This is a genomic window from Burkholderia perseverans (genome assembly GCF_022870505.1).
In the GTDB taxonomy this organism is placed as follows: Bacteria; Pseudomonadota; Gammaproteobacteria; order Burkholderiales; family Burkholderiaceae; genus Burkholderia; species Burkholderia plantarii.
Window position 1 is genome coordinate 1,932,993 of record NZ_CP045093.1, and the last position, 25,691, is coordinate 1,958,683.

Below are 25,691 nucleotides of genomic sequence, written 5' to 3' on the forward strand. Positions count from 1 at the left end.
GCCTGCGCGGGCGAGCGTGCCGGGCCGCACGGAATGCGCGGCCCACCATTCAAAGCGGATGCCTGCCGGGCAGGACTCAGGCGGATGCGTTCGAGTTGGCCTCGAGTTCCGCGACGAGCGCCTTGACCCAGTCGTCCGGAATGATCGGCTGGTGGTACGTGCATTCGCCCGAGAGCACCGTGGAGCCGTGCAGGCGGCCATCGGGAATCAGCACCTTGTCGCCGACGTTCATCTTCAGCTGCATGCCGACGTTGCCCCAGAACAGCATCTCGCCCTCCTCGATCGTCACGAGGCGGTGATCGTTGTGGACGTGGGTGGTCGAGCACATCTCGAACGGCTCGACGAAGGTCTCGCGGTCGATGCCGGGGCACTCGACGTCGATGCGGTCGCTGATCCGATGCGCGAAACGCACGTAATGGCGGATCGACGAGAGCCACAGCAGCTGTTCGCCGAGATCCCAGCGGCCGCGCTCGCACAGCCGCTCGTGCGCGGCGGTGCCCTGCACGGCCTGCGCATAGGCGGGCTGGCCGAAGCGTTCGGCAATCGTTTGCAGGGCCTGCTCGAAACGCGTGACGAGCGCGCCGGCACGGCGCTCGAAATCGCCGGGCTGACGGCCGGCCGGCGTGAGGTGCGCGCAGGCACGCTCGAGCGCGGCGCCGAACGCGAGCCATTCGGCTTCGGCCGCGAACGCGGCGCCGGCGAACGCGAACGCGCGATCGGGACGGCGGCCGAGCGCATAGAGCAGGTTGCACTTCGCGGTGCTGGTGGGCAGATAGAACTGCCAGTACGCATGCTGCTGGCGCGTCACGCCCACCGAGGCGGCGATCTTCTCGAGCAGCGCGTCGTCGGGCAGGTCGCCGTGCAGCGTCGGACGCAGCGCGTCGGGCAGCATGTCGAGGAAGCCGCTCGCCGTGGCGCGCGCGAGCGCGCGGCGCTTGGACGGCAGCTGCGCCCAGCGCTGCACCATGACGAAACGCAGCCCTTCCTGCAGGTAGTCGTTGCGCATCAGGCGCGCGAAGGTCTCGGTCCAGAACGCCGTCTCGTCGTCGATGATGCGCTTCAGGCGCGCGGCCGCGGCGCCCGCCTCGGCGTCCACGGTCTGGTCCTGCGCCAGGTATTCGAACGCGTAGGCTTCGAGGAACGGCACGATCTGCGCGCCGAACACCTGCACGTCGTCGCCGTAGAAGCCGCTGAAGTGCTGCCATTCGTCGGCGTCCGCGCTGCGCGGCAGGCGCGCCACGCCAAGCTCGTAGATCGACAGCAGCGTGCGGCCCGAGGCCAGCGCCGGCAGGCGGCTCACGTTGTGCATGCGCACCGGCTTCTGGAACTTCAGGAACTCGAAATCCTCGGGGCGCAGCGGCCGGCGGTGGAAATCGTCGTCGAGCAGCAGTTCGCTGACCTGCGCGCTGCGAAACGCGTGGGCGGCGGAAAACTGCTTGATCAGCTCGACATGGCGTTCGCTTTGTCCGACGAACGGCGAAAAGTCAAAGAGCAAAGGCATGGCTTGCGTCATGGCGAAGGTTCCTTGGGGAGAAATCACGAGAGCGCGCGGAGCGGCCGGGGAGCCGGCGAGCGCGGGAAAAGGCCGGACGCACCGGCAACGGGCGCCGCGCGCGTGGAGGCGCGGCAGCGGGCGGATCGAAGCGGGCGCCGGGACGGCCCGCGCGAACGGTTCGTCCCGGCGGCCCGGCGCGGCGCGGCCGGGCGAGCGGGACACGCGGCGTTCGACATCGTCATGCACAGGTCAGCGACATTCATCGTTCCCTCCATCGCCCGTTCACGGCGCGCCCTGGCATGAGGGCATCGCCACGCGAGTCAACTGCACGACCCGGCTTCGGCCCGAAGCGTGTCGTGTCCGGTTAGTTATGGACCAGCAATGCAAATTGGAATGATTCGCATTCTATGTTGCAATTTCACGACCACCACGTGACCGCCGCTGTCACATGTGTGCTTCCCTGCCGACACATGCTCCCGGCCAGGCCGGGTAAAGCGGCCCGGGCGCGCGGAACGCCCGGGCCTTCGAGGCGGCGGGACCGGCCCGCCGCGTTGCTTCGATCAATCCAGCTCGATCAATCCGAATCCGGTCAGAAGTCCGAACGTACCGTCAGCATCACGTTGCGACGATCGCCGAACACGCTGTAGAAGCTGCCGGGCGGACGCAGGTAATAATCGCGATTGAAGATGTTGTTCAGCGCGAGGGACGCCTCGACATGCTTGTTGAAGCGATACGCGATCTCGGCATTGAAGATCGCGTAGCCGCCCTGCTCCACGCCGCGCGTGGTCTGCGTCTGGGCCAGCATGCCGCCGCCGATCGACAGGCCGCGCAGCGTGCCGCGCGAGAACGCGTACTTGGTCCACAGCTTGAACAGGTGCTTCGGATCGGTGCCTTCCGACAGATCCGCCACGGTGTTGTCGTAGCGCGCGTTCAGGTACGTATAGCCCGCGTAGATGTTCCAGTTCTCGGTCGGCTGGCCCGTCACCTCGAACTCGAAGCCCTGGTCACGCACCTTGCCGGCCGGGATCGAGAACGTCGGATTGTTCGGATCCGCCACCGCGCGGTTGTTGTCGTTGATGCGGAACAGCGCGGCGGTGGTGTTCAGGCGTCCGCCGAGGAAACTGTTCTTCACGCCGATTTCATACTGCTCGCCGGTACGCGGCGGCACCACGCCACCGCCCGCTTCGTTGGCCACCTGCGCGGCCAGGAACTTCGAATAGCTGACGTAGGCCGTGGTCGATTTCGTGATGTCCCAGACCAGCCCGACCGACGGCAGGAACCGGTGGTTCAGGTTCACGTTGGTTTGCCAGTCGGCCACCGTCGGCAGCGTCGACTGCGTGCGCTGCTCGTAGAACGCCTCGCGCCCGCCGAGCACCAGCGTGACCGGATCGAGCAGCTTGACGCGCGCCTGCGCATAGAAGCCGTACTGCACGAGCCGGGTGTTGGTGCCGAACTTGAACGGCACGTTGACCTGGCCGATCGCGTCCGGGTTGTAGAGGCTGAAGGTGCCGAGCGGGCCGGGACCCACCAGCGCCTGGCTGCCGCTCAGCGCCGTCTCCGACATCACCGAGTAGTTCGCGCCGACCGTCAGCGTATGCGTGCGGCCGAGCGCCTGGATCGGGCCGGTCACGTTGGTGTCGGCGCCGAACCAGTCATAGCTGTTCTGCTGGCGGCGCTCCGTGTACTTCGCGATTCCCGGGGCGAGCGCGCCCGGGCCCGGATCGGCCTCGTCGGAACTCACGTATTCGTGGCGATAGAACAGCGTGGTCTGCGATTTCCAGCCGTTCGTGAAGCGATGAACGAGATTGGCGTTCGCCTCGCGCATCGAGGTGTAGCCGTAGTTCCAGTCCGGCGAGAAGTTCTGCGAATACGAGCTGTTCACGCGCGCGAACGGCGACGCGGAGGTCGGCGTGGCGTAGAGCCCCGGCGCGCCGTAGTCGTAGCCGTTGTTGGTGTTGACCTGATAGCCGGCCGACAGCGACAGCGTGGTGCGCGGCGTGATATCCCAGTCGAGCGCGCCGTAAGCCGTCACGTCCTTCTTGCGCGCGCGGTCGATCGACTGATGCTCGTCGCTGCCGATCAGCACGGCGCGGCCGCGCAGGGTGCCGTCCTTGTTCAGCGCGCCGGTCACGTCCACCATCTGGCGCACGCCGCCGAACGAGCTGACCTGGGTTTCGGTCGAGATATGGAATTCCTTCTGCGGGCGCTTGCGCACCAGGTTCACGGTGCCGCCCGGCTCGCCGTTGCCGTCGAGCACGGCGTTCGGGCCGCGCACGAGTTCGACGCGGTCATAGATGCCGAGGTCGAACTGCTGCAGGTATTCGAGGCCGCTCACGATCGACACGCCGTCGAACTCGATGCCGAGCTGGGTGCCGCGCGAATGGAAATACGCGGTGCCGTCGCCGTACTCGATCGCGCTGACGCCGGTCATGAAGCGCAGCGCGTCCTGGATCGTCGTCATGTTCTGGTCGTTCATGCGCTCGCGCGTGAGCACCGACACCGAAGCGGGAATCTCCTTGATCGCCACCGGCGTGCGGCCACCGATGGTGGCGTTGCGCGTGGTGTACGAACCGCTGTCTTCCGTGGTCGCGTCGGCCTCGGAGGTGACGTTCACGGTCGGTAGCGCGGTGGCCGACGCACCCTGCGCGGCGGCGGCCTGCTGCGCGTGGGCGGCACCCGCCCAGGTCGCGCACAGCGCCACGGCGATCGGCGTGAGCCGGATCATGCCTGCCGAACGATACGAAACGCGCTTACCGCGTCGCCACAAGTCCATCGAGATTCCCATTTTGTTCGTTGCGCTCCATATGTGGTCTTCCGCCCGCCGCAGCCGGATCAACACGTTCCGGCGGTCGCTTGTAAGAATCGCCGCCGTGCCTCGCACCTGTCCGTCATCGACATTTTTGAGGTACGGCGATCGCATTTGGCCGGTCTTGACACACCCCCTTGGCCAAACCGCGAGTGGGAATATTACCGATAACGATTCTCATTTGCAATTTATTTACGAGACGGAAAGCGGTGTCTTGTGGCGTTATCGAACGTGCCTATCGGGCAGCCGGAATCGATGGCGCGAGCCGTCGGTCGAACGGCGCGAGAGACCGCCGGTATCGCGTCGATCCGGACGTAAAAACGCCCTGCGCAAGGCTTACGCGACGGTTTCGTTCGGCTGTCCGAACGAGGCGGCGGCCGCGCGCGCGGGTCGCTTGCTCAAGTGTCCTAACTAGATGGCGGGCATAGGATCCGGCGAAAAACCGGACAAAAGGCGGGATAAAAGCCGGCAATAACCCGGAATGATTCCGCGCCGCCGCCGCGCAGAAACGCGGCGATGGCGCGGCGGCGGCCGCTCAGGTGGACGTCACCGTCTTGCGCAGCATCAGCGCGATCAGGTACGGGCCGCCGATCAGCGTGGCGACGAGCCCCGAGGCGACCTCCTCCGGGAACACCAGCTGGCGGCCGAGCCACTCGGCGAACGCCATCAGCAAGGCGCCGATCACGGCCGCGACGAGGATCTGCGAGGCGGGCCGGCGCGCGCCGGAGAAGCGCGCGATGTGCGGCGCGATCAGACCGACGAACGACAGCGGCCCGACCAGCATCGTCGAGGCGGCCGTCAGCACCGAGGCGAGCAGCAGGATCGTCACGCGAGCCCGCCCCACCGGCACGCCGAGGCCCCCCGCCACGCCGGCGCCGAGCCCGAGCGCCTCGACCCAGCGGCTCAGCAGCGGCGCGCAGACCAGGCCGAGCAGCGCGATCACGGTGGCGCCGTAGGCGATCGGCGCCTGCACATAGTAGGTCGAGCCGACGATGAAGTTCAGCACCAGCCCGACGCGCGAATCGCCGCTCGACATCATCGCGCTGACGATCGCCTGCAGCAGCGCGCTGATCGCCACGCCGATCAGCAGCAGCCGCTCCGGCGCGAACGCGGCGCGCGAGCCGAGCCACATCAGCAGCGCGAGCGTGACGATCACGCCGCCGAGGCAGCTCGCGAACAGCACGCCCGGGCTCGGCAGCACGCCGGCGAACAGCACCACCACGATGCCGAGCATGCCGCCCGAGCTGACGCCGAGCAGGTCCGGGCTCGCCATCGGGTTGGCGGTGATGCGCTGGATCAGCGTACCGCCGATCGCGAGCAGCACGCCGGCCGCGGCCGCCGCGATGGTGTGCGGCGCGCGCCAGAACAGGATCGCGCGGATCTGCTCGAGATCGCCGATGCGCCAGCCGTCGAGCGTGCGCGTGACGCCGAAGCTGAGCCCGATCACCAGCACCAGCGCAATGAGCGCGACCGGCAGCCGGCGCGAGAGCCGCGCGGGCGGCGCGGCGGCGATGCCGGCCGCGTGCAGGTCGGGCTGCGCGCGCAGTTGCGGCAGCAACAGCAGCAGCAGCGGCACGCCGACCAGCGAGGTGACGGTGCCGGTCGGGATCAGGTGCGCCGAGAACAGTTCGGCCGACGACGCCACCCGCACCAGCTCGTCGGTCAGCCACAGCAGCGCGGCGCCGAGACACGGCGCCCAGATCAGGCGCTGGCCGAGGCGGCGCGCGCCGGCGAGCCGCGCGAGCGTGGGCGCGGCCAGCCCGACGAAGCCGATCACGCCGACCGTGGAGACCACCGCCGCGGTCAGCACCACCGAGATCAGCAGCGCCACGGCGCGCGTGCGATGCAGGCCCACGCCGAGGCTGCGCACCGTCGCGTCGCCGGCGTCGAACACACCGAGCGGACGCCGCAGCAGCACGGTGACGATCGCACAGCCGAGCACCGCCAGCGCGAGCAGCCGGCTCTCGTGCCAGCCGGTCTGGTCGAGCGCGCCGCCGCCCCAGATCATCAGGCCGCGCAGCAGCTCGAAATGCGCCATCGACAGCGCGAGGCAGATCGCCCCGCAGTAGAGGTTGACGATCATGCCCGACAGCACCACCGCGAGCGGCGCCATCTTCTGCCGCGCGGACAGCGCGAACACGATCAGCATCGCGATGGTGCCGCCCGCCAGCGCGATCGCGGGACGGCCCAGCACGAGCCATGACGGCGCCCACAGATCGGCGAGGATCAGCGCGAGGTAGGCGCCGGGGAATACGCCGAGCGTCATCGGCTCGGCGAGCGGATTGCGCAGCACCTGCTGCGCGAGCGTGCCGGCCAGCGCGAGCGCGCCGCCGCAGAGCAGCGTCATCGCGATGCGCGGCAGCATGCTGTCGCGCACCAGGATCTGGTGCAGGTCGCGCGGATCGGGCGAAAACAGCGCCTGCCAGAACGGCGCGCCGTCGAGTTCGGTGCGGATGCCGACCACCGCGAGCAGCAGCGAGACGGCGAGCAGCGTGCCCACCAGCCACCAGCGGAAATCGCGCGGCGCGGCCTGACGCGGCAAGGTCATGGGATTACGCAACACCGCCTCCTCCCGCCTCGATCGTCGTCAGCGCCGCCTCGATCGCCTCGGCGAATCGTTGCATCGATACCAATCCTCCATAAGGCGCGATCACGGGCAGCTTCGCGATGCGCCGTTCGCGCACCGCCGGCAGCGCCTGCCAGATCGCATTGCCGTCGAGCCCGCGGCTCGCGGCTGGCTTCACCGGGCCAACCAGCAGCACGCTCGCCTCGGGCACCTCGGCGAGCCGCTGCAGCGGCACCAGCGTGTAGCCCGCCTGGGTCGGCCACGCCGCGCCGCCGTCGCGCGGATGCGCCGCGTTGGCCACGCCGAGCTTCGCGAGCATTTCGTCGAACAGGCTGCCGCGGCCGTAGACGCGCAGATGGCGGTCGTCGACCAGGTCGGCCACGATCAGCGGATGGCGCAGCAGCGCCGGCCGGGTCGCGAGCCGCGCGCGCACCGCCTCGGTGGTGCGGGCCGCCTCGGCCACCAGCTGGTCCGCGCGCCCGGTGCGCCCGAGCCGCGCGCCGAGCGTCACCGTCTCGCCGCACAGGTCGTGGTACGGCTGCGCGCTCGTCATGTACTGGCTCAGCGTGATGGTGGGCGCGATGCGCTGCAGCGTGCGCAGCGCCGGCATGTGGCCCGGCGTGATCACCAGCAGGTCCGGCTTCAGCGCCAGCAGCACCTCGAAGTTCGGCTGGTACAGCAGGCCGATGTCGGCCACGCCCGGCGGCAGCGGCGGCTCGACGATCGAGCTGCGATACCAGTCGGGCAGCGAGACGCCGATCGGCACCACGCCGAGCGCGAGCAGTGTCTCGGTCAGTTCCCAGTTCATCGAGACGACGCGCGTGGGGATGGCGGCGGGCGCCGCCGCCGGCGCGGCACCGGCCGATGCGGCAGCAGCCGGCGTTGCCGCGCGCAGCGGCGCGGACCAGGCCAGCGCGCCGAGCAGGCCGAGCGCGCCGCCCTGCGCGAGCCAGCGGCGGCGATGCGCATCGAGGCGCCGCGCGGGACGCGCGCGCCGGACGGAAAGCGGCCGGCTCATCGCGGATAACCGATGCGGTGGCCGCCGACCGGATCGGTCATCACGCCCATCGGCACGCCGTAGATCGCCTCGAGGCTGTCCTCGCGCATGATCTCCTCGGGGCCGGCCTGCATCAGCACGCGCCCGCCGCGCAGCGAGACCAGCTGCGTGCAGAAGCGCGTCGCCATGTTCACGTCGTGCAGCACCACCACCGCCGTCATGCCGCGCGCGTCGCACAGCTTGCGGATCAGTTGCAGCACCTCGAGCTGGTGGCCGATGTCGAGCGCCGAGGTGGGCTCGTCGAGCAGCACGCAGCGGCTGTTCTGCGCGATCAGCATCGCCAGCCAGACGCGCTGGCGCTCGCCGCCCGACAGGCTGTCCACCGGCCGCTCGGCGTAGTGCGCGACGTCGGTGGAGGCCATCGCGTCGTCCACGTGCGCGTGATCGTCGCGCGTGAAGCGGCCGAGCGCGCCGTGCCACGGGTAGCGGCCGAGCGCCACCAGCTCGCGCACCAGCAGCCCGTCAGTCTGCGGCGTGTATTGCGGCAGGTGCGCGACCTGCTGCGCGAAGCGGCGATGCGGCCAGCTTTCGAGCGGCGCGCCGTCGAACGCGATGGTGCCGCGCGTGGGCGCGTGCAGGCGCGCCAGCAGGCGCATCAGCGAGGTCTTGCCGGAGCCGTTGTGGCCGATCAGGCCGACGACCTGCCCGGCCGGCACGTCGAGCGAAATGTCCTGCAGCAGGGTTTTGTCGCCGATCGCGAAATCGACGCCAGACAGGCGGTAGAGCGGCGTAGCGCCGGCGGGTGTGGTCACGGCTTCAGTTCCATCGTCATCAGCATCGTCTTGCGGGAGCGGCGGGCACGACCCGCCGGGTTGGCATTATCCGACAGTTCAACCGCGCTGCGCGTCGTCGCGAACGATTTGCGCCGTCGCGGCGGCCTCGTCCCTGTTACGGCGCGTATCGGGTGCCGGCACGGATCCGGGACCGGCGAGCGCGCGCAGCCGGCGCGCGAGATCGTCGTGGACGGCCGGATGCAGCACGATCCCGCTATGCGTCGCGTCGGCCTCCACCACCGTCACACCCGCGCTCGTGTGGGGCCGCCAGTCGCGCTCCCGGCCCGCGACGATATCTCGCGAGGCATGCCAGAACGTGACCGGCACGTCGATGCGCGGCAGCGCGTGTTCGAGCCGCAGCCGGTAATGCAGCGCGTCGATCTCGGCCGCGCGCGCGAACAGCGGCCGCAGCAGCGCGCCGTCCGGCTGCGCGTCGAGCCAGCCCGGCAGCGCGTCGAGCGCGCCGGCCGTGCCGGCATCGGCGTCCTGCGCCCCGTCGTGCCCGGGGCCATGCGCGTCGGCGGTGCGGACCGCCGTGTCGAGCAGCCCGACGAAATCGACCGCGTGGCCGAGCGCGCGCAGCCGCGCCGCCACCGTGAACGCGATCCGGCCGCCGAACGACCAGCCGAGCAGCCGGTACGGGCCGCTCGGTTGCGCGTCGAGCACGCTGCGCGTGCAGGCGTCGGCGAGCGCGTCGAACGAGACGGGCCAGTCGGCCGGCGTCGAGGCGGGGAGCGCGAAGCCGGGCGCGCGCAGCGCGACCACCGAGGCGACGCCCTGCAGCGCCGCCGCGAGAAACCGGTATTCGCCGGTCAGGCCGAAGCCGGGATAGCAGCAGAACAGCGTGACGGGCGCGCGCGCCGCGTTGAGCGGCTGGCGCAGCGGATCGGGCGACGGCGCGAGCCGCGCCTCGGTGTAGAAGCGCTCGCGCCAGACCGCGAACGCGGCGTCGACCGCCGCGTTCGTGTTCGACCCGGTGCCCGGCACGGCAGCCGTCACGGCGCCGGCCGGCAGCGCGCCGAACCCGCTCGGCGCGACGGCCGGTGCCGCTTCGTCCACGGATGCGGCACGCGCCGCCGCGTCGGCGAGCGAGCGCACCTGCGCGTCGAACGCGGCAATCAGGCGGTCGAGCCGCGCCTCGTCCACGGAACGGTCGGCCGCGCTCCAGTCCACCTTGAGGCGGCCGTCGGCGATCAGGCCGTTCAGATCGAGCCAGTGGCGCGGCCCGTTCGCGGCGCGGCCGAGCGTGCCGTCGCCGCTGTCCTCGGCGGCGAAGCCGAAGCGGCCCGCGCCGAGCCGCTCGTCGAAGCGGCCCAGGTAGTTGAAGCCGACCGTGGTGGCCGGCAGCGCGGCCAGCGCCGCGCGCGACGAGGCCAGGCCCGCGTAGCGCAGCAGGTTGTAGTGCAACCCGTCGGCCGGCAGTTCGGCGCGTGCCGCGGCGATCGCGCGCCGCGTCGCATCCGGTGTCTCGCGCGCCTCGACGCGCAGCGGGTATTGCGTCGTGAACCAGCCCACCGTGCGGCTCAGGTCGACGCCGGGTACGCGCTCGCCGCGGCCATGGCCTTCGAGTTCGACGATCACCGGCACCTCGGGCAGCACCTGCGCGCAGGCATGCGCGAGCGCCGCGAGCAGCACGTCGTCGATGCGCCAGCCGGCATCGGTCAGACGCTGCGTGGCGGCGGCGTCGAGCGCCCAGGCGCGATGCCGCTGGCCGCCCTCGGCGCGCGGTGCCGCCTCGTGCGCGGTGCCGAGGCGCGCCTGCCACCAGGCCAGCTCGCTCAGCAGCTCCGGCTGCGTCGCGTAGGCCGCGAGCCGGCGCGACCAGTCGGCCCAACCCGTCGCCGGGCGCGGCAGCGCGGGCCGTGCATCGACCGACGCGGCCGGCGCGGCGCGCGCGGCGTCGTAGGCGCTCAGCAGATCGTCGAGCAGGATCCGCCACGACACGCCGTCCATCACGATGTGATGCGCCACGATCAGCAGTCGCGCGCCGTCGGGCGTGGCCACGGCCGCCGCGCGGATCAGCGGCCCGGCGGCGAGATCGAGGCCGCCGTGCAGCCGGTCGGCATGATGCGCCAGCGCGGCGCGCCAGTCGCCGCCATCGGCCAAGGCTTCATGCAGGTCGATCGATTTGAACGCGGCGTCGACCAGCGCGGCCGACGGCGGCACGATCGTCTGTGTCCAGACCTCACTAGCCGGATCGCGGGCGAAGCGTGCGCGCAGCGCGTCGTGCGTGGCCAGCAGCGCCGCGAACGCCTCGCGCAGCGCGGCGACGTCAAGCGGCTCGGCGCTCGTCAGCAGCACCGACTGGTTCCAGCGCGACGGTGCATCGGGGAACTGTTCGAAGAACCACTGCTGCATCGGCACGAGCGGCGCATCGAGCGGGCCGTCGGCCAGATTGCTTGCATCGGCCGCCGCGCCCTCGCCCTCCGCGTCGGCGCGCTGCGCGACGCGCGCGAGCGCGCGCACGTTCGGATGCTCGAATACCTGCCGCGCGCTGACGATCCAGCCGGCCGCGCGCGCCTGCGCGATCACGCGCAGGCTCGAGATCGAATCGCCGCCGAGCGCGAAGAACGCATCGGTCACGCCGAAATCGGCGCGCCCCAGCACGGTCTGCCAGATCGCCAGCAGCGTGGTTTCGAGCGGGCCGTCGGGCGGCACCGCGCCGGTCTCGACGGTGTCGTCGGGCTCGGGCAGCGCGCGGCGGTCGAGCTTGCCGTTCGGCAGCGTGGGCAGCGCCGCCAGCGCGACGCAGACGGAAGGCACGTGCGAGGCCGGCAAGCTGGCCGCGAGCGTCTCGCGCACCGCCTCGGGCGTGGCCGCACCGGTGAAGTAGGCCACCAGCCGCTTGCGTTCGCCCTCGCCGCGCAGTTCCACCACGCCTTCGCGCACGCCGGCCGCGCGCCGTAGCGCCGCCTCGATCTCGCCGAGTTCGATGCGATGGCCGCGCAGCTTGATCTGCTGGTCGAGCCGGCCGAGAAAGTCGATGGTGCCGTCCGCGCGCGCGCGGCACAGGTCGCCGCTGCGATAGACGCGCGAACCGGGCGCGCCGGTCGGATCGGGCACGAAGCGCTCGGCGGTCAGCTCGGGGCGGCCGAGATAGCCATGGGCCAGCGTCGCGCCGCCGATGCAGAGTTCGCCGAGCGCGCCGTCGGGCGCGCGGTTGCCGTCGAGGTCGGCCACGTAGGCATGCCGCGACGGGTAGCAGCGGCCGATCGCGACGATCGCGCTGGCCGCGTCGGCCGGCCCCACCGGGTGATGCAGCGCGGCCACGGTGGTTTCGGTCGGCCCGTAGAGGTTGTCGATCGCGACGTGCGCGAGCGACCCCTCGAGCCACTTCGCGAGCGCGTCGCCGGGCAGCCCCTCGCCGCCCACCGTGATCTGCCGCAGCACCAGCGCCTCGGGCGCCGGCAGCGCAATGCGCCACTGCTGCCACAGCGCGGTGGGAATCCGCGCGAACGTCACGCGTTCGTCGCTCAGCGTGCGGTTCAGCGTGTCGAGTTCCCAGGCGCGCGGGCCCCGCATCACCACGCGGCCGCCCGCGATCAGCGCGGGCAGCAGCTCGTGCAGCGCCACGTCGAAATTGATGGTGGACGATTGCAGCACGACGTCGGTCTCGGCGATGCGATGGTCGTGCAGGAAATCGTCGAGATGCAGCGCGAGCGCGCCGTGCGAGATCGCCACGCCCTTCGGCGTGCCGGTCGAGCCCGAGGTGTAGATCACGTAGGCCAGCGCCTCGGGATGCAGCCGGGTCGGCGAGGCCGGATCTTCGGCGTCGCCGGGCCAGCCCGCGTCGGCCTCGCCGCGCAGCCACCAGGCATCGATCGCGCGCAGCGGCGCGAGCAGTTCGGGCCACAGCGCGCGCGTGCCGTCGTCGACGAGCACGCGCGTCACGCCGGCGTCGGCGATCATCGCGCGCAGCCGCGCTTCCGGATACTCGGGATCGAGCGGCACGAACGCGCCGCCCGCGTGCCAGACGCCGAGCAGCGCGGCCGGCAGCGCGAGCGAGCGGTTCAGCAGCAGGCCGACGCGCTCGCCGGGCACGAGGCCGTCGTCGCGCAGCGCCGCGCCGATTCGCGCGGCCCAGCCGTCGAGTTGGGCATAGCCGAGTTCGGCGCCCTCGCAGCGCAGCGCGACGCGGGTCGGGCAGCGCGCCGCGCGCTCGGCGATGCGCCGGTGCGCGGGCTGGAACGGCGCGCGCGCGATCTCGACGCGCGCCGCGTCATGCGCGTCACGCGGGCGAGGCGCGGCCAGATCGGCCACGCGCCGCGTCGGGTCGGCCGCGATCTGCGCGAGCAGCGCCGTGTAGTCGTCGAGGAAACGCGCCACGCTGGCCTCGACAAAGCGGTCGCACGCATAGGTCAACGCGAGTTCGACGCCGCCGCCCGCGCCGCGGTCGCGCCCGTTCAACGCGAAATCGAAGCGCGCGGTCACGGCCGTGTCGCCGACCGGCTCGGCCAGCAGCCCGTCGGGCAGCGTCATCGGCCCGCGCGGCTGGTCGACGGCCAGATCGAACATCACCTGGAACAGCGGCGAGCTGTCGAGATCGCGCTCCACCGCGAGCGCATCGACGAGCCGCGCGAGCGGCGCGTCGCGATGCGCCTGCGCGTCGAGCACACGCGCATGCAGCGCGCGCAGCAGCGCGTCGAAACGCTGCGCGCCGTCGAGATCGGCGCGCACGATCAGCGTGTTGACGAAGAAGCCGACCAGCGCCTCGGTCTCGCGGCGCTCGCGCCCGGCCGACGGCACGCCGATCACCACCGTGCGCTGCGCCGCGTAGCGGCCGAGCAGCACGCCATAGGCGGCCAGCAGCAGCGTGAACGGCGTGGTGCCGTGTTCGCGCGCGATCGCGCGCAGTTGCCCGGCGAGCGGCGCGTCGAGCGTGCGGCGCACCGTGCCGCCGTCGTGCGAGCGCTGCTGGCGCGGCGGCAGATCGCGCGGCAGCGTGATCGCGCCGGGCGCGCCGTCGAGCGTCGCGCGCCAGTGCGCCAGCTGCGCGTCGAGTTCGTCGGCGGCCAGCCATTCGCGGCGCCACATCGCGACGTCGGCGAACTGCAGCGGCAGCGGCGCTGGCGTGTCGCCGCGATAGAACGCGAGCAGATCGCGCAACAGCAGCTCCATCGACCACGCGTCGGCGACGATGTGATGGACCACGATCTGCAGCACGCGCTCGCCGGGCGCCACCTCGAACACGCCGACGCGGACCGGCAGCCCGCCGGTCAGATCGAACGGCGCGCAGGCGAACGCGTGCAGCGCCGCCGTGAGCGCGGCGGGATCGGCACCGACTTGACGGGTGGTGAAATCGGCCTCGGCCAACAGCGAAACCGGCACCGGGATCTGCATCGGCACGCCGTCGCCGGCCTCGAAGCGCAGCCGCAGCGATTCATGGCGCGCCAGCAGCGCGCCGAACGCGCGCCGCAGCGCCGCGGCGTCGAACGGGCCGGTCAGGCGCAGCGTTTGCGCGAGGTGATAGCCGGCATGGTTCGGATCGAGGCACCAGAGGAACCACAGCCGCTCCTGCGCCGGCAGCAGCGGGAAGCGCGCCGGGCGCGGCGCGAGCGGCACGGCCGGCAGCGCCGAGGTGTCGATGCCCTGGCTGCGCGCGCGGGCGCGAAACAGCGCGCGCTTTTCCTCGGGCAGCGCCGCATATTGCGTCGCGAGCCGCAGCGCGTCGGGGCGCGCGGTAGGTGTGTTGTCCGTCACGTTGTTCGTTTCCAGTCTGTCGTTGCGTCGCCCCCGCGCGCGCGGCGCGGGCCGGGCGCCGGCGGTCTCCCGCGCGGCGCCCGCACGGGCGCGGATTACAGCGAGTCCAGCAGGCCCTGCATCGCGTCGAGCGAACCGCCACCCTCCCCGCCGCCCGCGCCGGGCCCGGCAGCCTCGCCGTCGAGCCGCGCGGCCAGATCGGCCGCGCGCGGATGCGAGAACAGCAGCGCCAGTTCGACCTTGCGGCCGAGCCGTTCGCCAAGCCGCGCGGCCACCCGCACCGCGGCCAGCGAATGGCCGCCGAGCACGAAGAAGTCGTCGTCGATACCGGCCCGCGCGATGCCGAGCACTTCGGCCCAGGTCTCGCAGACGTGGACCTCGGTCGGCGTTTGCGGCGCGACGTAGTGCTCGTCGTCATGCGCGGCGACCTCGGGCAGCGCGTTGCGGTTCAGCTTGCCGTTCGAAGTCAGCGGCAGCGCGTCCAACCGCACCACCTGCGCGGGCACCTGCTGCATCGGCAACTGCTCGGCGAGCCGCGCGCGCAGGCCGGCCGGATCGGCCTCGCCCGTCACGTAGGCCACCAGCCGCCGCGCGCTGCCCTCGCCGACGATCCGGCAGGCCGCGTCGTGCACGCCGTCGAGCGCGCGTAGCGCCGCCTCGGTCGCGCCGAGTTCGATCCGGAAGCCGCGCAGCTTGACCTGCTGGTCCGCGCGGCCCAGGTATTCGAGCCGGCCGTCGCGGCGCACGCGGCACAGGTCGCCGGTGCGATAGAGCCGTGCGCCCGGCGCGCCGTGCGGGTCGGGAATGAAGCGCTCGGCGGTCTGGCCGGCGCGGCCCAGATAGCCGCGCGCGAGGTTCGCGCCGCCGATGCAGAGCTCGCCGATGCCGTTGTCGGGCACCGGCTGGCCGCTTTCGTCCAGCACCTGCAGCGTGGTGTGTTCGAGCGGCGCGCCGAGCGTGATGCGCGCGCCGGCGTCGAGCCGCGCGGCGCTCGACCAGATCGTCGTCTCGGTCGGACCGTACAGGTTCCAGAGCGCGACGCCGCGCGCCTGCAGCGCGTCGGCCAGGTCGGGCGGCAGCGCCTCGCCGCCGCACAGCGCCGTGAAGCGCCCGCGCCGGCCCTGCCAGCCGCCGTCCAGCAGCACGCGCCAGCCCATCGGCGTGGCCTGCATCAGCGTCGCGCCGGACGACTCGGCCAGCGCGGCCAGCTTCGTGCCGTCCACCACCGTCTCGCGCGTGGCCAGTTCGATCGTCGCGCCGGCCGCGAGCGGCAGGTACAGCTCCAGCGCGGCGATGTCGAACGACAGCGTGGTGACGGCAAGCCAGACGTCGTCGGGGGTCGGCGCGAGCCGCGCGCGCAGGCTGTCGAGGAAGCGCGCGAGCGCGCCGTGCGTGACGCCGACGCCCTTCGGCCGCCCGGTCGAGCCCGAGGTGTAGATCACGTAGGCGAGCTGGGCCGCATCGACGGCGGGCAGATCGGCGTCGCCTGCAGCATCGGCAGGATCGGCGGCGTCAAGATCGATGAGGCGGTGCGTGTCGCCAAGCGCGCCGAATGCACCGAGCGTGCCGAGGCGCTCGCGCCCGGCCGCGTCGGCCAGCGTGCAGACCAGCCCGGCATCCTCGATCATGCCGCCCAGATGCGCGTCCGGATAGGCCGGATCGAGCGGCACGTAGGCGGCGCCCGCCTTCAGCGCCGCCAGCACGGCCACCAGCATCGCGCCGGAGCGCGCGGTGCAGACGCCCACCCGCGCCTCGGCGCCGATCCCGCTCGCCAGCAGCTGCCGCGCCACGCGCGTGGCGCGCGCGTCGAGTTCGCGATAGCTGTGTACGACGCCGTCGCAGCGCACCGCGATCGCGTCGGGCGTGCGGCGCGCCTGCGCCGCGATCCGCTCGTGGGTGGCGACGAACGGCTGGCTGCCGAACGCGCCGCGGCTCGCCACCGCGCGTGCCTCGAGCCTGAAGTCGCGCAGGCGCGGCGCCGGGCGCGCGGCTGTCGCTTCGCCCGTGCCAACCCAAGCACCGGCCGCTGCGCCGCCAACGATCTGCGCGAGCAGCGCGCGATAGTCGTCGAGCAGGCGCACCACCGTGTCGCGATCGAACAGGTCGGTCGCATAGCCGAACGACAGCCCGATCCGCTCGCCCACCGACACGCCGAGCGTCAGGTCGAACTGCGCGGCCGTGCGTGCGGCGCCGAACGGGCTCAGCCGCAGCGCCTCGCCGATCCGCCGTTCGCTCGCGCCCTGCCGCACGTCGTAGTTGAACATCGCCTGGAACAGCGGCGTGTGGCTCGCCACGCGCACCGGCTGCAGCACGTCGACCAGGCGCGCGAACGGCACGTCCTGGTTCGCCTGCGCGTCGAGCACGCGCTGCCGGACCTGCGCGAGCAGCGCGTCGAACGGCAGCGCGCCGGACAGCTCCGCGCGGATCACGGCGGTATTGACGAAGAAGCCGATCAGCGGCTCGATCTCGATGCGCTCGCGCCCGCCGAGCGGAATGCCGATCCGCACGTCGCGCTGGCCGCCGTAGCGATGCAGCAGCGCATGGAACGCGGCCAGCAGCGTCATGAACAGCGTCGCGTCGTGGTGGCGCGCGTAGGTCTGCAGCGCGTCGGCCAGCGCGCGGTCCAGCTCCATGCCGACCTGCGCGCCCTGGCCGTCGCGCACCGCCGGCCGCGGCCGGTCGGTGGGCAGTTCGAGCACGGGCTGCTCGTCGCCGAGCGTGTCGCGCCAGTAGTCGAGCTGCGCGTCGAGCGCGGCGGCGTCGAGCGACGCGTGCTGCCAGAGCGCGTAATCGACGTACTGGACCGGCAGCGCCGGCGCATAGGCCCGCGCGTCGCCGGCCAGCGCCGCCTCGTAGGCGGCGGCCAGTTCGTCGATCAGCAGGTTCATCGACCAGCCGTCGGTGGCGATGTGATGCAGCGTGAGCTGGAACAGATGCGCGTCCGCGCCGACCCGCGCGAGCCGCGCGCGCAGCAGCGGGCCGCGCAGCAGGTCGAACGGCCGGGCGCCGCCCTCGCGCAGCCAGGCGAGGCAGGCCGCGTCGTCGGGCGAGGCGAACGCGGCCTCGTCCCAGCCGGCGCGCAAGGTCTCGTCGACCACCAGCCACGGCGCGCCGTCGCGTTCGTCGAAGCCCGAATGCAGCATCTGGTGGCGCGCCACCACGGCGTCGAGCGCCGCATGCAGCCGGGGCGCGTCGAGCGCGCCGTCGATGCGCACCGCCAGCGACAGGTGATAGGCCGGGTTGTCGGGCGCGAGGCGCCAGAGGAACCAGAGGCGCGTCTGGCCGTGCGTCGGCGGCGCCTCGCGGCGGCCGCTGGCGCGCACCGGCGGCAGCACGCGCGCGCCGGGCGCGGCGCCGGCTTCGAGCCAGGCGGCCAGCGCGGCCAGTTCCGGATGATCGAACAGCGCGCGCAGCGGCACCTCGCGGCCGAGCGCGCGTTGCAGGCGCGCGGCCACTTGCAGCGCCAGCAGCGAATGGCCGCCGAGCGCGAAGAAATCGTCGCGCGCGCCGATCCGCTCGATGCCGAGCACGGCCTGCCAGATCCCGGCGACGGTCGTCTCGAGCGGCGTGGCCGGCGCCACGTAACCGGTCGCGCTCCCGGCGTCGAGCGCCGGCAGCGCGCGGCGGTCGAGCTTGCCGTTCGGCAGCGTCGGCAGCGCGTCGAGCACGCCGATCGCGGCCGGCACCATGTAGGCCGGCAGGCGTTCGGCCAGCGCGGCGCGCAGCGCGGCGGCGTCGGGCGTCGCGCCGGCCGCGCCGATCTTGCCGACCACGTAGGCCACCACGCGCCGCGCGTCGCCGTCGCCCTGTGCGACCACCACCGCCTCGGCCACCTCCGGCCGTGCCAGCAGCGCGGCCTCGATCTCGCCGGGTTCGATCCGGAAGCCGCGCACCTTGACCTGCTCGTCGAGACGCCCGAGGTAGGCCACGCTGCCGTCCGGCAGCCAGCGGCAGCGGTCGCCGGTGCGATAGAGCCGCGCGCCCGGCGCGCCGAACGGATCGGGCACGAAGCGCTCGGCGCTCAGGTCCGGCCGGCCCGCGTAAGCGCGCGCGAGCGTGGTCCCGCCGATGCAGAGTTCGCCGACGCCGTGCGCCGGTACCGGCAGGCCGTCGCGATCGAGGATCCGGTAGACGCGCGAGGCCGAGGGCCGCCCGATCGGCGCGGCGAGGCAGGCCGCCTGGGCGGGCTCGACGCGCTGCACCGACGAGGTCACGGCGATCTCGGTCGGCCCGTAGGTGTTGAACAGCGGCACCTCGCGCAGCGGCGAGTCGAACCACTGCGCGACCGCCGTGCCCGGCAGCGCCTCGCCGCCGATCAGCATGCGCCGCAGCGCGAGGCCGGGCCGCGGGCGAGCCTGGCGCGCCCATTGTTTCCAATAGCCGGTGGGCAGATAGGCGAACGTCACGGCGCGCTCGGCCAGCACGCGGTCGAACTCGTCGGCGCTCCACAGCGTGGTGCCGCGCATTTCGAGCGAGGCGCCGAGCGTGAGCGGCGCGAAGATCTGCTCGACCGACGCGTCGAAGTTGACGGTCGAGAACTGCAGCACGTGATCGTCGGCCCGCAGGCCGTGGTCGGCGATGAAGTCGTCGAGGTGGCGGCTCAGCGCGCCGTGCGTGAGCGCGACGCCCTTCGGTCGGCCGGTCGAGCCCGACGTGTAGATCAGGTAGGCGAGTTGCTCGGGATGCGGCTCGGCAGGCACGCCGTGAGCGGCCTCGGCGGAAGCAGCGACGTCCTCCGTCGCTTCGATCGCTTCGGCGGCGTCCAACGCGACGCGGCCGTCGGTGGCGATCCAGTCGGCATGTTCAGCCGCCGTCGCCGCATCGGTCAGCACGATCGCGATGCCGGCGTCGCCGCACATGTCGCGCAGGCGTTCGCGCGGATAGGCGGGATCGAGCGGCACGTAGGCGCCGCCCGCCTTCAGCACGCCGAACAGCGCGGCGACCAGGGCCGGCGAGCGTTCGAGGCAGACGCCCACCGGCGCGCCGGCGCGCACGCCCGCGTCGGCGAGGCGCCGCGCGATGCGGTTCGCGGCGCGATCGAGCGCGGCGTAGCCGAGCGAGGCGTCGCCGCAGCGCAGCGCGAGCGCGTCGCCATGCTCGCGCACGGCGGCCTCGAAGCGCGCCGTCACCGGGCGATACCGATGCGGCTCGGCCACGGCCGTGCCCACCATGCCCGCCGGCCCGCTTTCGCGCAGCGCGGCCAGCGTGGTCGCATCAGGCCGCGCGAGCTGCGCGAGCATCGCCTCGTAGGCGGCGGCCAGTGCGTCGAGCGTCGCCTCGTCCAGACGCGATGCATCCCAGCTCCATTCCAGGCCGATCCGCTCGCCGGGCAACACGCCGAGCGTGAGCGGATAGTGCGTGCGCTCGAACGACACCGACGCCTCGACGGTCAGGCCGAGCGAGCCGTCCTTCAGCGCCGGATCGATCGGGTAGTTCTCGAACACCAGCAGCGAATCGAACAGCGTGCCGACCTGCGCGCCGGCCGATTGCTGGATCGAGGTCAGCGGCGTGTGCTCCACCTGCCGCAACTCGACGTTGCGGTGCTGCAAAGCCAGCAGCCAGTCCTGCAGCGGCGCGTCGGCCGGCACGTCGACCCACAGCGGCAGGCTGTTGATGAACACGCCCTGGATCGCGCCGGCGCCGGCCAGATCGGACGGCCGACCCGACACGGTCACGCCGAACGCGGCCTGGCGGCGGTCGCCGTGGCGCGCGAGCACGAGCGCCCAGGCGGCTTGAATCAACGTGTTGAGCGTGACGCCGCGGCGCCGCGCCGTGTCGGCCAGCGCGGCCGACAGCGCGGTGCCGAGCAGCGCGGCGCGGTGGCGGAACGTGTCGCCGCCGCGTTCGGCCTGCGCGGCGGATGCGGCCGGCGACGGCGCCGCGTCGAGCAGCAGCGCCGGCTGGTCGACGCGTGCGAGCTGCGCGCGCCACCAGTCGCCGGTATCGGGCTGCGCGGCGAGCCAGTCGGTATAGCGCGAGAACGGCACGACCGGATCGAGCGCGGCCTCGCCGCCGGCGCGCGCGGCCACGTAGGCGCGCGTCAGCTCGCCGAGCAGCTGCGACTGGCTCCAGCCGTCGGACAGCGCATGATGGTTGAACCAGGCCAGATCGTGCGCGCCGTCGGGACGGCGGAACAGCGAGACGTGCATCAGCGAGGCCGCGTCGAGGTCGATGCGCTTCGGCGCCGCCGCCTCGAACCAGCTCGCGAACGCCGCCTCGTAATCGTCGCGCTCGCGCCAGTCATGGACCTCGAACGGCAGCGGCACCGTGGCATGCACGGCCTGCAGCATGGTGCCGCCGTGCGCGCGCACGAAGCGCGTGCGCAGCACCGGATGACGCGCGATCACGGTCTGCCAGGCGCGGCGCATCGCGTCGACGTCCACCTCGCCGCGCAGCGTCAGCCGCTTGCGGTTCAGGTAGGCGCCGCGTTCGAGCAGGCTGTGGAACAGCAGGCCCTGTTGCAGCGGCGTCGCCGGATAGAGATCGTCGAGCGCGACCGCGGCCAGGCCGAGCGCGTCGAAATCGGCCTCGCCGAGCGCGGCGCGCGGGAAATCGGCGGCGGTCGCGCGCGGCGCGGCCTGCTCGCAATGCGCGACGAAGCGCGCGACCTCGCGGCCGAACGCGGCGACCAGCGCGTGCTGGCGTTCGGGCGAGACCAGCGCCGGATCGAAGCGCCACGCGAACGACAGCCGCCCGTCGACGATCATGCCGTTGACGTCGACCGCATAGACAAGCGCCTCGTCGGCCGGCTGCTGCGCGCCCGACTTCTCGGTCGCGAAGCCGAACGGGCCGTCGTCGGCGAGGCTGCCGTCGAACTGGCCGAGATAGTTGAAGCTGATGCGCGGCGCGGGCAGCGCGGCCAGCGCCGCGTGCGCGGCCGCGTCGCCGTAGGCTTGCAGCCAGCCCCACGAGGCGCCGCCGTCGGGCAGCGCGCGCAGCCGCGCCTTGGCGTCGATCAGCGCGGCCGCGTCGTCGGCCGGCGCCGGCAGCCAGGCCGGATAGCGCGTGGTGAACCAGCCGACCGTGCGGCTCGGATCGAGATCGTGGCGATCGTGGATATCACGGCCATGGCCTTCGAGCGCGATCAGCGCGCCGTCGCCGCCGAACGTCGCGGCCGCCGCGCGCGCGAGCGCGGCCAGCAGCAGTTCATCGATGCCGAGCCGGTAGGCACGCGGCGCGGCGCGGCGCAGCGCGTCGGTGGGCTCGCGTTCGAGCTTCCAGTCCACCACGTCGCTGGTCGCGGCGCTGCCGGCCGGCGCGTCGAGCGGCACCACCGCGCCGGCCAGCGCGGCCTGCCACGCGGGCAAGGCCGCCGCGAGCCGGGCAGGCGTAGCCGCATCGCGTTGCGCGGCGGCCCAGACGCTCCACGGCAGCGCCGCGTCGAGCGCGATCGCACGCGCCTCGGTGGCCGCCGCGTAGGCGGCCGCGAGATCGGCGAGCAGGATCCGCCACGACACGCCGTCCACGGCGAGGTGATGGATCACCAGCAGCAGCCGGCCGTCGGGCGAGCCGTCAGCCAGATCGGGCGTGCGCCACGCCACGGCGTGGACCAGCCGGCCCGCGGCCGGATCGAGCGCGCGCTGGGCGCGTTCGGCGGCGTCCTCGAGCGCGGCCGGCCAGCGCTCGCCGGCCTCGCGCAGATCGATCGAGGCCACGGCAACCGCCGGCGCCTCGGCCAGCACGCGCTGCCGCCACGCGCCGTCGGCCGGATCGCGCTCGAAGCGCAGCCGCAACGCATCGTGGCGCGCGATCACGGCGCCGAGCGCGCGTTCGAACGCGGCGCCGTCGAGCCGGCCGCGCACGCGCAGCAGCACCGACTGGTTCCAGTGCGGCTGGCCTTCCGGATAGCGTGAATGGAACCACGCCTGGATCGGCGTGAGCGGCAGCGGCTCGTGCAGCTCGGCGGCGGCCTCGGCCGTCTCCAGCGGGCGCATCACGGCCGCGAGCCGCGCCACGGTGGGCTGCTCGAACACCTGGCGCGGCGTCAGCAGCCAGCCTTGCGCGCGCGCCTTCGCGATCAGTTGCAGGCTCAGGATCGAATCGCCGCCCGACGAGAAGAAGTCGTCGTCGATGCCGAGATCGTCGCGGTTCAGCGCCGCGCCCCACCAGGCCAGCAGCGCGCGTTCGGCGTCGTTGCGCGGCTCGGCGCGCGGGCCGTCGGCCGCGGCGACCTCGACGGCCGGCAGCGCCGCGCGATCGACCTTGCCGTTCTGCATCAGCGGCATGCGGTCGAGCACCGCGAGCGCGGCCGGCACCATGTGGGCCGGCAGCTGCTGCGCGAGCGAGCGCTGCAGCTCGGCGCCGTCGAGCGTCGTGCCGGCGGCGCCCACCACGTAGCCGACCAGCCGCGCCACGCCGCGCTCGGTGGCGAGCACCACCACCGCCTCGGCCACGCCGGGCTGGCGCCGCAGCGCGGCCTCGATCTCGCCCGGCTCGATGCGAAAACCGCGCAGCTTGATCTGCTGGTCGAGACGGCCGAGGAAGTCGATCGCGCCGTCGGCGCGGCGCCGGCACAGGTCGCCGGTGCGATAAAGGCGCGAGCCCGGCGCGCCGAGCGGATCGGGCACGAAGCGCTCGGCCGTCTGCGCGGCGCGGTCCAGGTAGCCGCGCGCGAGCGTGTGGCCGCCGATGCAGAGTTCGCCGAGCGCGCCGACCGGCGCCTCGTTGCCGTCGCGGTCGAGCACGCGAGCGGTGCGCGACGCGTAAGGCACGCCGATCGAGACGATCGACTGCGCGGCATCCTCGGGCGTGGTCGCGCGGTACATGCAGGCCACCGTGGTCTCGGTCGGCCCGTACAGGTTCGCGAGGCCGATCCGGCCGAGCGGGCCGCGCTGCCATTGCGCGAGCGCGTCGCCGGGCAGCCCCTCGCCGCCCACCGTGATCTGCCGCAGCGCGGCCAGCGCTTCCGGCGGCGGCGGCGTGCGCAGCCATTGCTGCCAGTAGGCGGTCGGCAGCCGCGAGAACGTCACGCGTGCGTCGATCAGGTGGCGGCTGGTGGTGTCGATGTCCCACGGCTCGGCGCCGCGCATCTCGATCCGGCCGCCCTGCAGCAGCGCCGGCAGCATCTCGTGCAGCGCCACGTCGAAGTTGATGGTCGACGATTGCAGCTGCGTGTCGTTGGCGCCGATGCCGTGCGCGGTGATGAAGTCGTCCAGGTGCGCGGCGAACGCGCCGTGCGAGATCGCGACGCCCTTCGGGCGGCCCGTCGAGCCCGACGTGTAGATCACGTAGGCCAGCTGGTCCGGATGCGGCTCGTGTACGAACGTGGCGACAGCGATGGCGCTCGCCTCGTCAGCGCCCTCGCCCTCGCCTTCCAGCGCGTCGACGTCGATCGCGGTGAGCCCGGCGAACAGCTCGCCGCACTGCCGCCTTGCGGCCGCGTCGGTCAGCACGACCTTGACGCCGGCGTCGTCCATCATCATCGCGAGCCGTTCGGCCGGATAGGCCGGATCGAGCGGTACGAACGCGCCCGGCGAACGCAGCGTGCCGAGCAGCGCGGCCACCATGCCGAGCGAGCGCGTCATGCAGATCCCGACGCGCGCGTCGTGGCCCACGCCGGCGGCGGCGAGCGCCCGCGCCACGCGTTCGGCGTGGCGATCGAGCTGCGCGTAGGTGGCGCGCTGCCCTTCGCAATGCGCAGCGAGCGAGGTCGCGTGGCGCGCGGCGCTGGCCGCGAAGCGCGACGGCACCGAGCGGTACGGCTTGACGGGCACCGGCGCTGGCGCCGGCTCGGCGGCCGCGAGCGCGGCCAGCGGGCGCTGCGGCGCGCTCAGCGCCGCCTCGAGCAGCGCCACGAAGTGATCGAGCATCGCGCCCATGGTGGCCGCGTCGAACAGGTCCTCGGCGTAGGTGAACGCCACCTCGAAACCGTTCGCGCGCTCGCGCGCGTCGAGCACGAGATCGAAGCGCGCCGTCTGCATGTCGATCTCGTGATTCGAGACGTCGAGCCCCGGCAGCCGGATCGTGTCGTCGTCGTTGCCGAGATAGTTGAACATCGCCTGGAACAGCGGCGTGTTGCCGAAGCTGCGCTGCGGCTGCAGGGCATCGACCAGCTTCGTGAACGGCAGGTCCGCATGCGCGTGGGCCTCGAGCACGCGCTCGCGCACCTGCGCGAGCAGCGCCGCGAAGCTCGGCACGGCGTCCAGTTCGCTGCGGATCACCAGCGTGTTGACGAAGAAGCCGATGGTGCGCGCGACCTCGGGCCGGTCGCGGCCGGCCGCCGGCACGCCGACGCGAATGTCGCGCTGGCCGCTGTAGCGCGCGAGCAGCAGGTCGTAGGCGGCCAGCAGCGTCATGAACGGCGTGGCGTCGGCGGCGTTCGACACGCGCAGCAGCGCGGCGTGCAGCGCCGGCGGCAGCACGCGCACCACGCGCCCGCCCGCGCCGCTGCGCATGCCGGTGCGGGTGCGCGTCCTCGGCAGTTCCAGCACCGGATGATCGGTGCCGAGCCGGTTGCGCCAGTAGTCGAGCTGGCGCGCCAGCGCGCCGTCGTCGAGCCATTCGCGCTGCCATTGCGCGTAGTCGCCGTACTGCACACCGGCTTGGGCCGATGCCGATGTCGATGCCGACGCGGCCTGCGCGCCGGTTGCCGGTGCCTCGCCATCCTCGCCGAGACAGGCCGCATAGGCGGCGCCGAGTTCGTTGACGAGCACGCCGACCGACATCCCGTCCGACACAATGTGATGCAGCGCGACGTGCAGCACGTGATCGTCGGGCGCGAGCGCGATCAGCGCGACGCGCAGCAGCGGCCCGTGTTCCAGGTCGAACGGCGCGGCCGAGCGTTCGGCGAGCAGCGCGTCGAGCGCGCCATCGTCGGCACCTGCTGCGTCGAGCGCCAGCGTCTGCCAGCCGTAATCGCGCGGCCCGGCGCTCTGGTACGGCACGCCGTCGACTTCGTCGAAGCGCTGCCGCAGGCTTTCGTGCGCATCGACCACGCGATCGAGCGCGGCGCGCAGCGCCGGCGCATCGAGCCGGCCGCGCAGGCGCACCGCGCCCGTCACGTTGTAGGCGGCGCTGGCGGGATCGAGGCGCCACAGGAACCACAGCCGCTCCTGCGCATGCGAGAGCGGGAAACGCCGCTCGGCGCCGGGGAACGGCACGATCGGCAGGCGCGCGGCGTCGATGCCGCGCTCGCGCAGACGGCCGCGAAACACGGCGCGCTTCTCCGGCGGGAGGGCGACATAGGCCGTCGAAATCGACAGCAGATCGTTCGACACTTCGCTCACAGGTTCACTCTTCGAGGTTCGTTTTCGGAACGGCAAGCGGCCGCCCGGCAGTCGTGCCGGCGGCCGGGC

General features: G+C 72.8%; 7 protein-coding genes. All 7 read right to left on the reverse strand.

The window, feature by feature from the left end; all coding sequences use genetic code 11:
- Positions 1-76: 76 nt before the first annotated feature.
- Positions 77-1,513 (reverse strand): cupin domain-containing protein, encoded by a 1,437-nt coding sequence (locus tag BpN12_RS08025; RefSeq protein WP_246791911.1) that lies wholly within the window; start codon positions 1,511-1,513, stop codon positions 77-79.
- Between the two features lie 571 nt (positions 1,514-2,084).
- Positions 2,085-4,220, reverse strand: a complete 2,136-nt coding sequence (locus BpN12_RS08030) for a TonB-dependent siderophore receptor (protein ID WP_246791912.1) — start codon at positions 4,218-4,220, stop codon at positions 2,085-2,087.
- 616 nt (positions 4,221-4,836) lie between these two features.
- Entirely contained in the window at positions 4,837-6,849 is a 2,013-nt protein-coding gene (fhuB, locus tag BpN12_RS08035; RefSeq protein WP_246791913.1) for a Fe(3+)-hydroxamate ABC transporter permease FhuB, read from the reverse strand.
- Between the two features lie 4 nt (positions 6,850-6,853).
- Positions 6,854-7,885, reverse strand: coding sequence for an ABC transporter substrate-binding protein (locus BpN12_RS08040; protein WP_246791914.1), 1,032 nt, complete (start codon positions 7,883-7,885; stop codon positions 6,854-6,856).
- Complete coding sequence (locus BpN12_RS08045) at positions 7,882-8,676, reverse strand: ABC transporter ATP-binding protein (RefSeq protein ID WP_246791915.1); 795 nt, start codon at positions 8,674-8,676, stop codon at positions 7,882-7,884. The genes BpN12_RS08040 and BpN12_RS08045 overlap by 4 nt, the downstream gene beginning before the upstream one ends.
- Positions 8,677-8,754: 78 nt before the next feature.
- Positions 8,755-14,397 (reverse strand): non-ribosomal peptide synthetase, encoded by a 5,643-nt coding sequence (locus tag BpN12_RS08050; protein WP_246791916.1) that lies wholly within the window; start codon positions 14,395-14,397, stop codon positions 8,755-8,757.
- Between the two features lie 95 nt (positions 14,398-14,492).
- The gene (locus BpN12_RS08055) at positions 14,493-25,622 is read right to left on the reverse strand and encodes a non-ribosomal peptide synthetase (protein ID WP_246791917.1); all 11,130 of its coding nucleotides are present in this window, start codon (positions 25,620-25,622) and stop codon (positions 14,493-14,495) included.
- Positions 25,623-25,691: the final 69 nt, after the last annotated feature.

Coding starts and splice junctions, on each gene's coding strand:
- BpN12_RS08030 (WP_246791912.1), bottom strand. CDS start 4,220: ATGATCCGGCTCACGCCGATCGCCGTGGCGCTGTGCGCGACCTGGGCG.
- BpN12_RS08025 (WP_246791911.1), bottom strand. CDS start 1,513: ATGACGCAAGCCATGCCTTTGCTCTTTGACTTTTCGCCGTTCGTCGGA.
- fhuB (WP_246791913.1), bottom strand. CDS start 6,849: ATGACCTTGCCGCGTCAGGCCGCGCCGCGCGATTTCCGCTGGTGGCTG.
- BpN12_RS08040 (WP_246791914.1), bottom strand. CDS start 7,885: ATGAGCCGGCCGCTTTCCGTCCGGCGCGCGCGTCCCGCGCGGCGCCTC.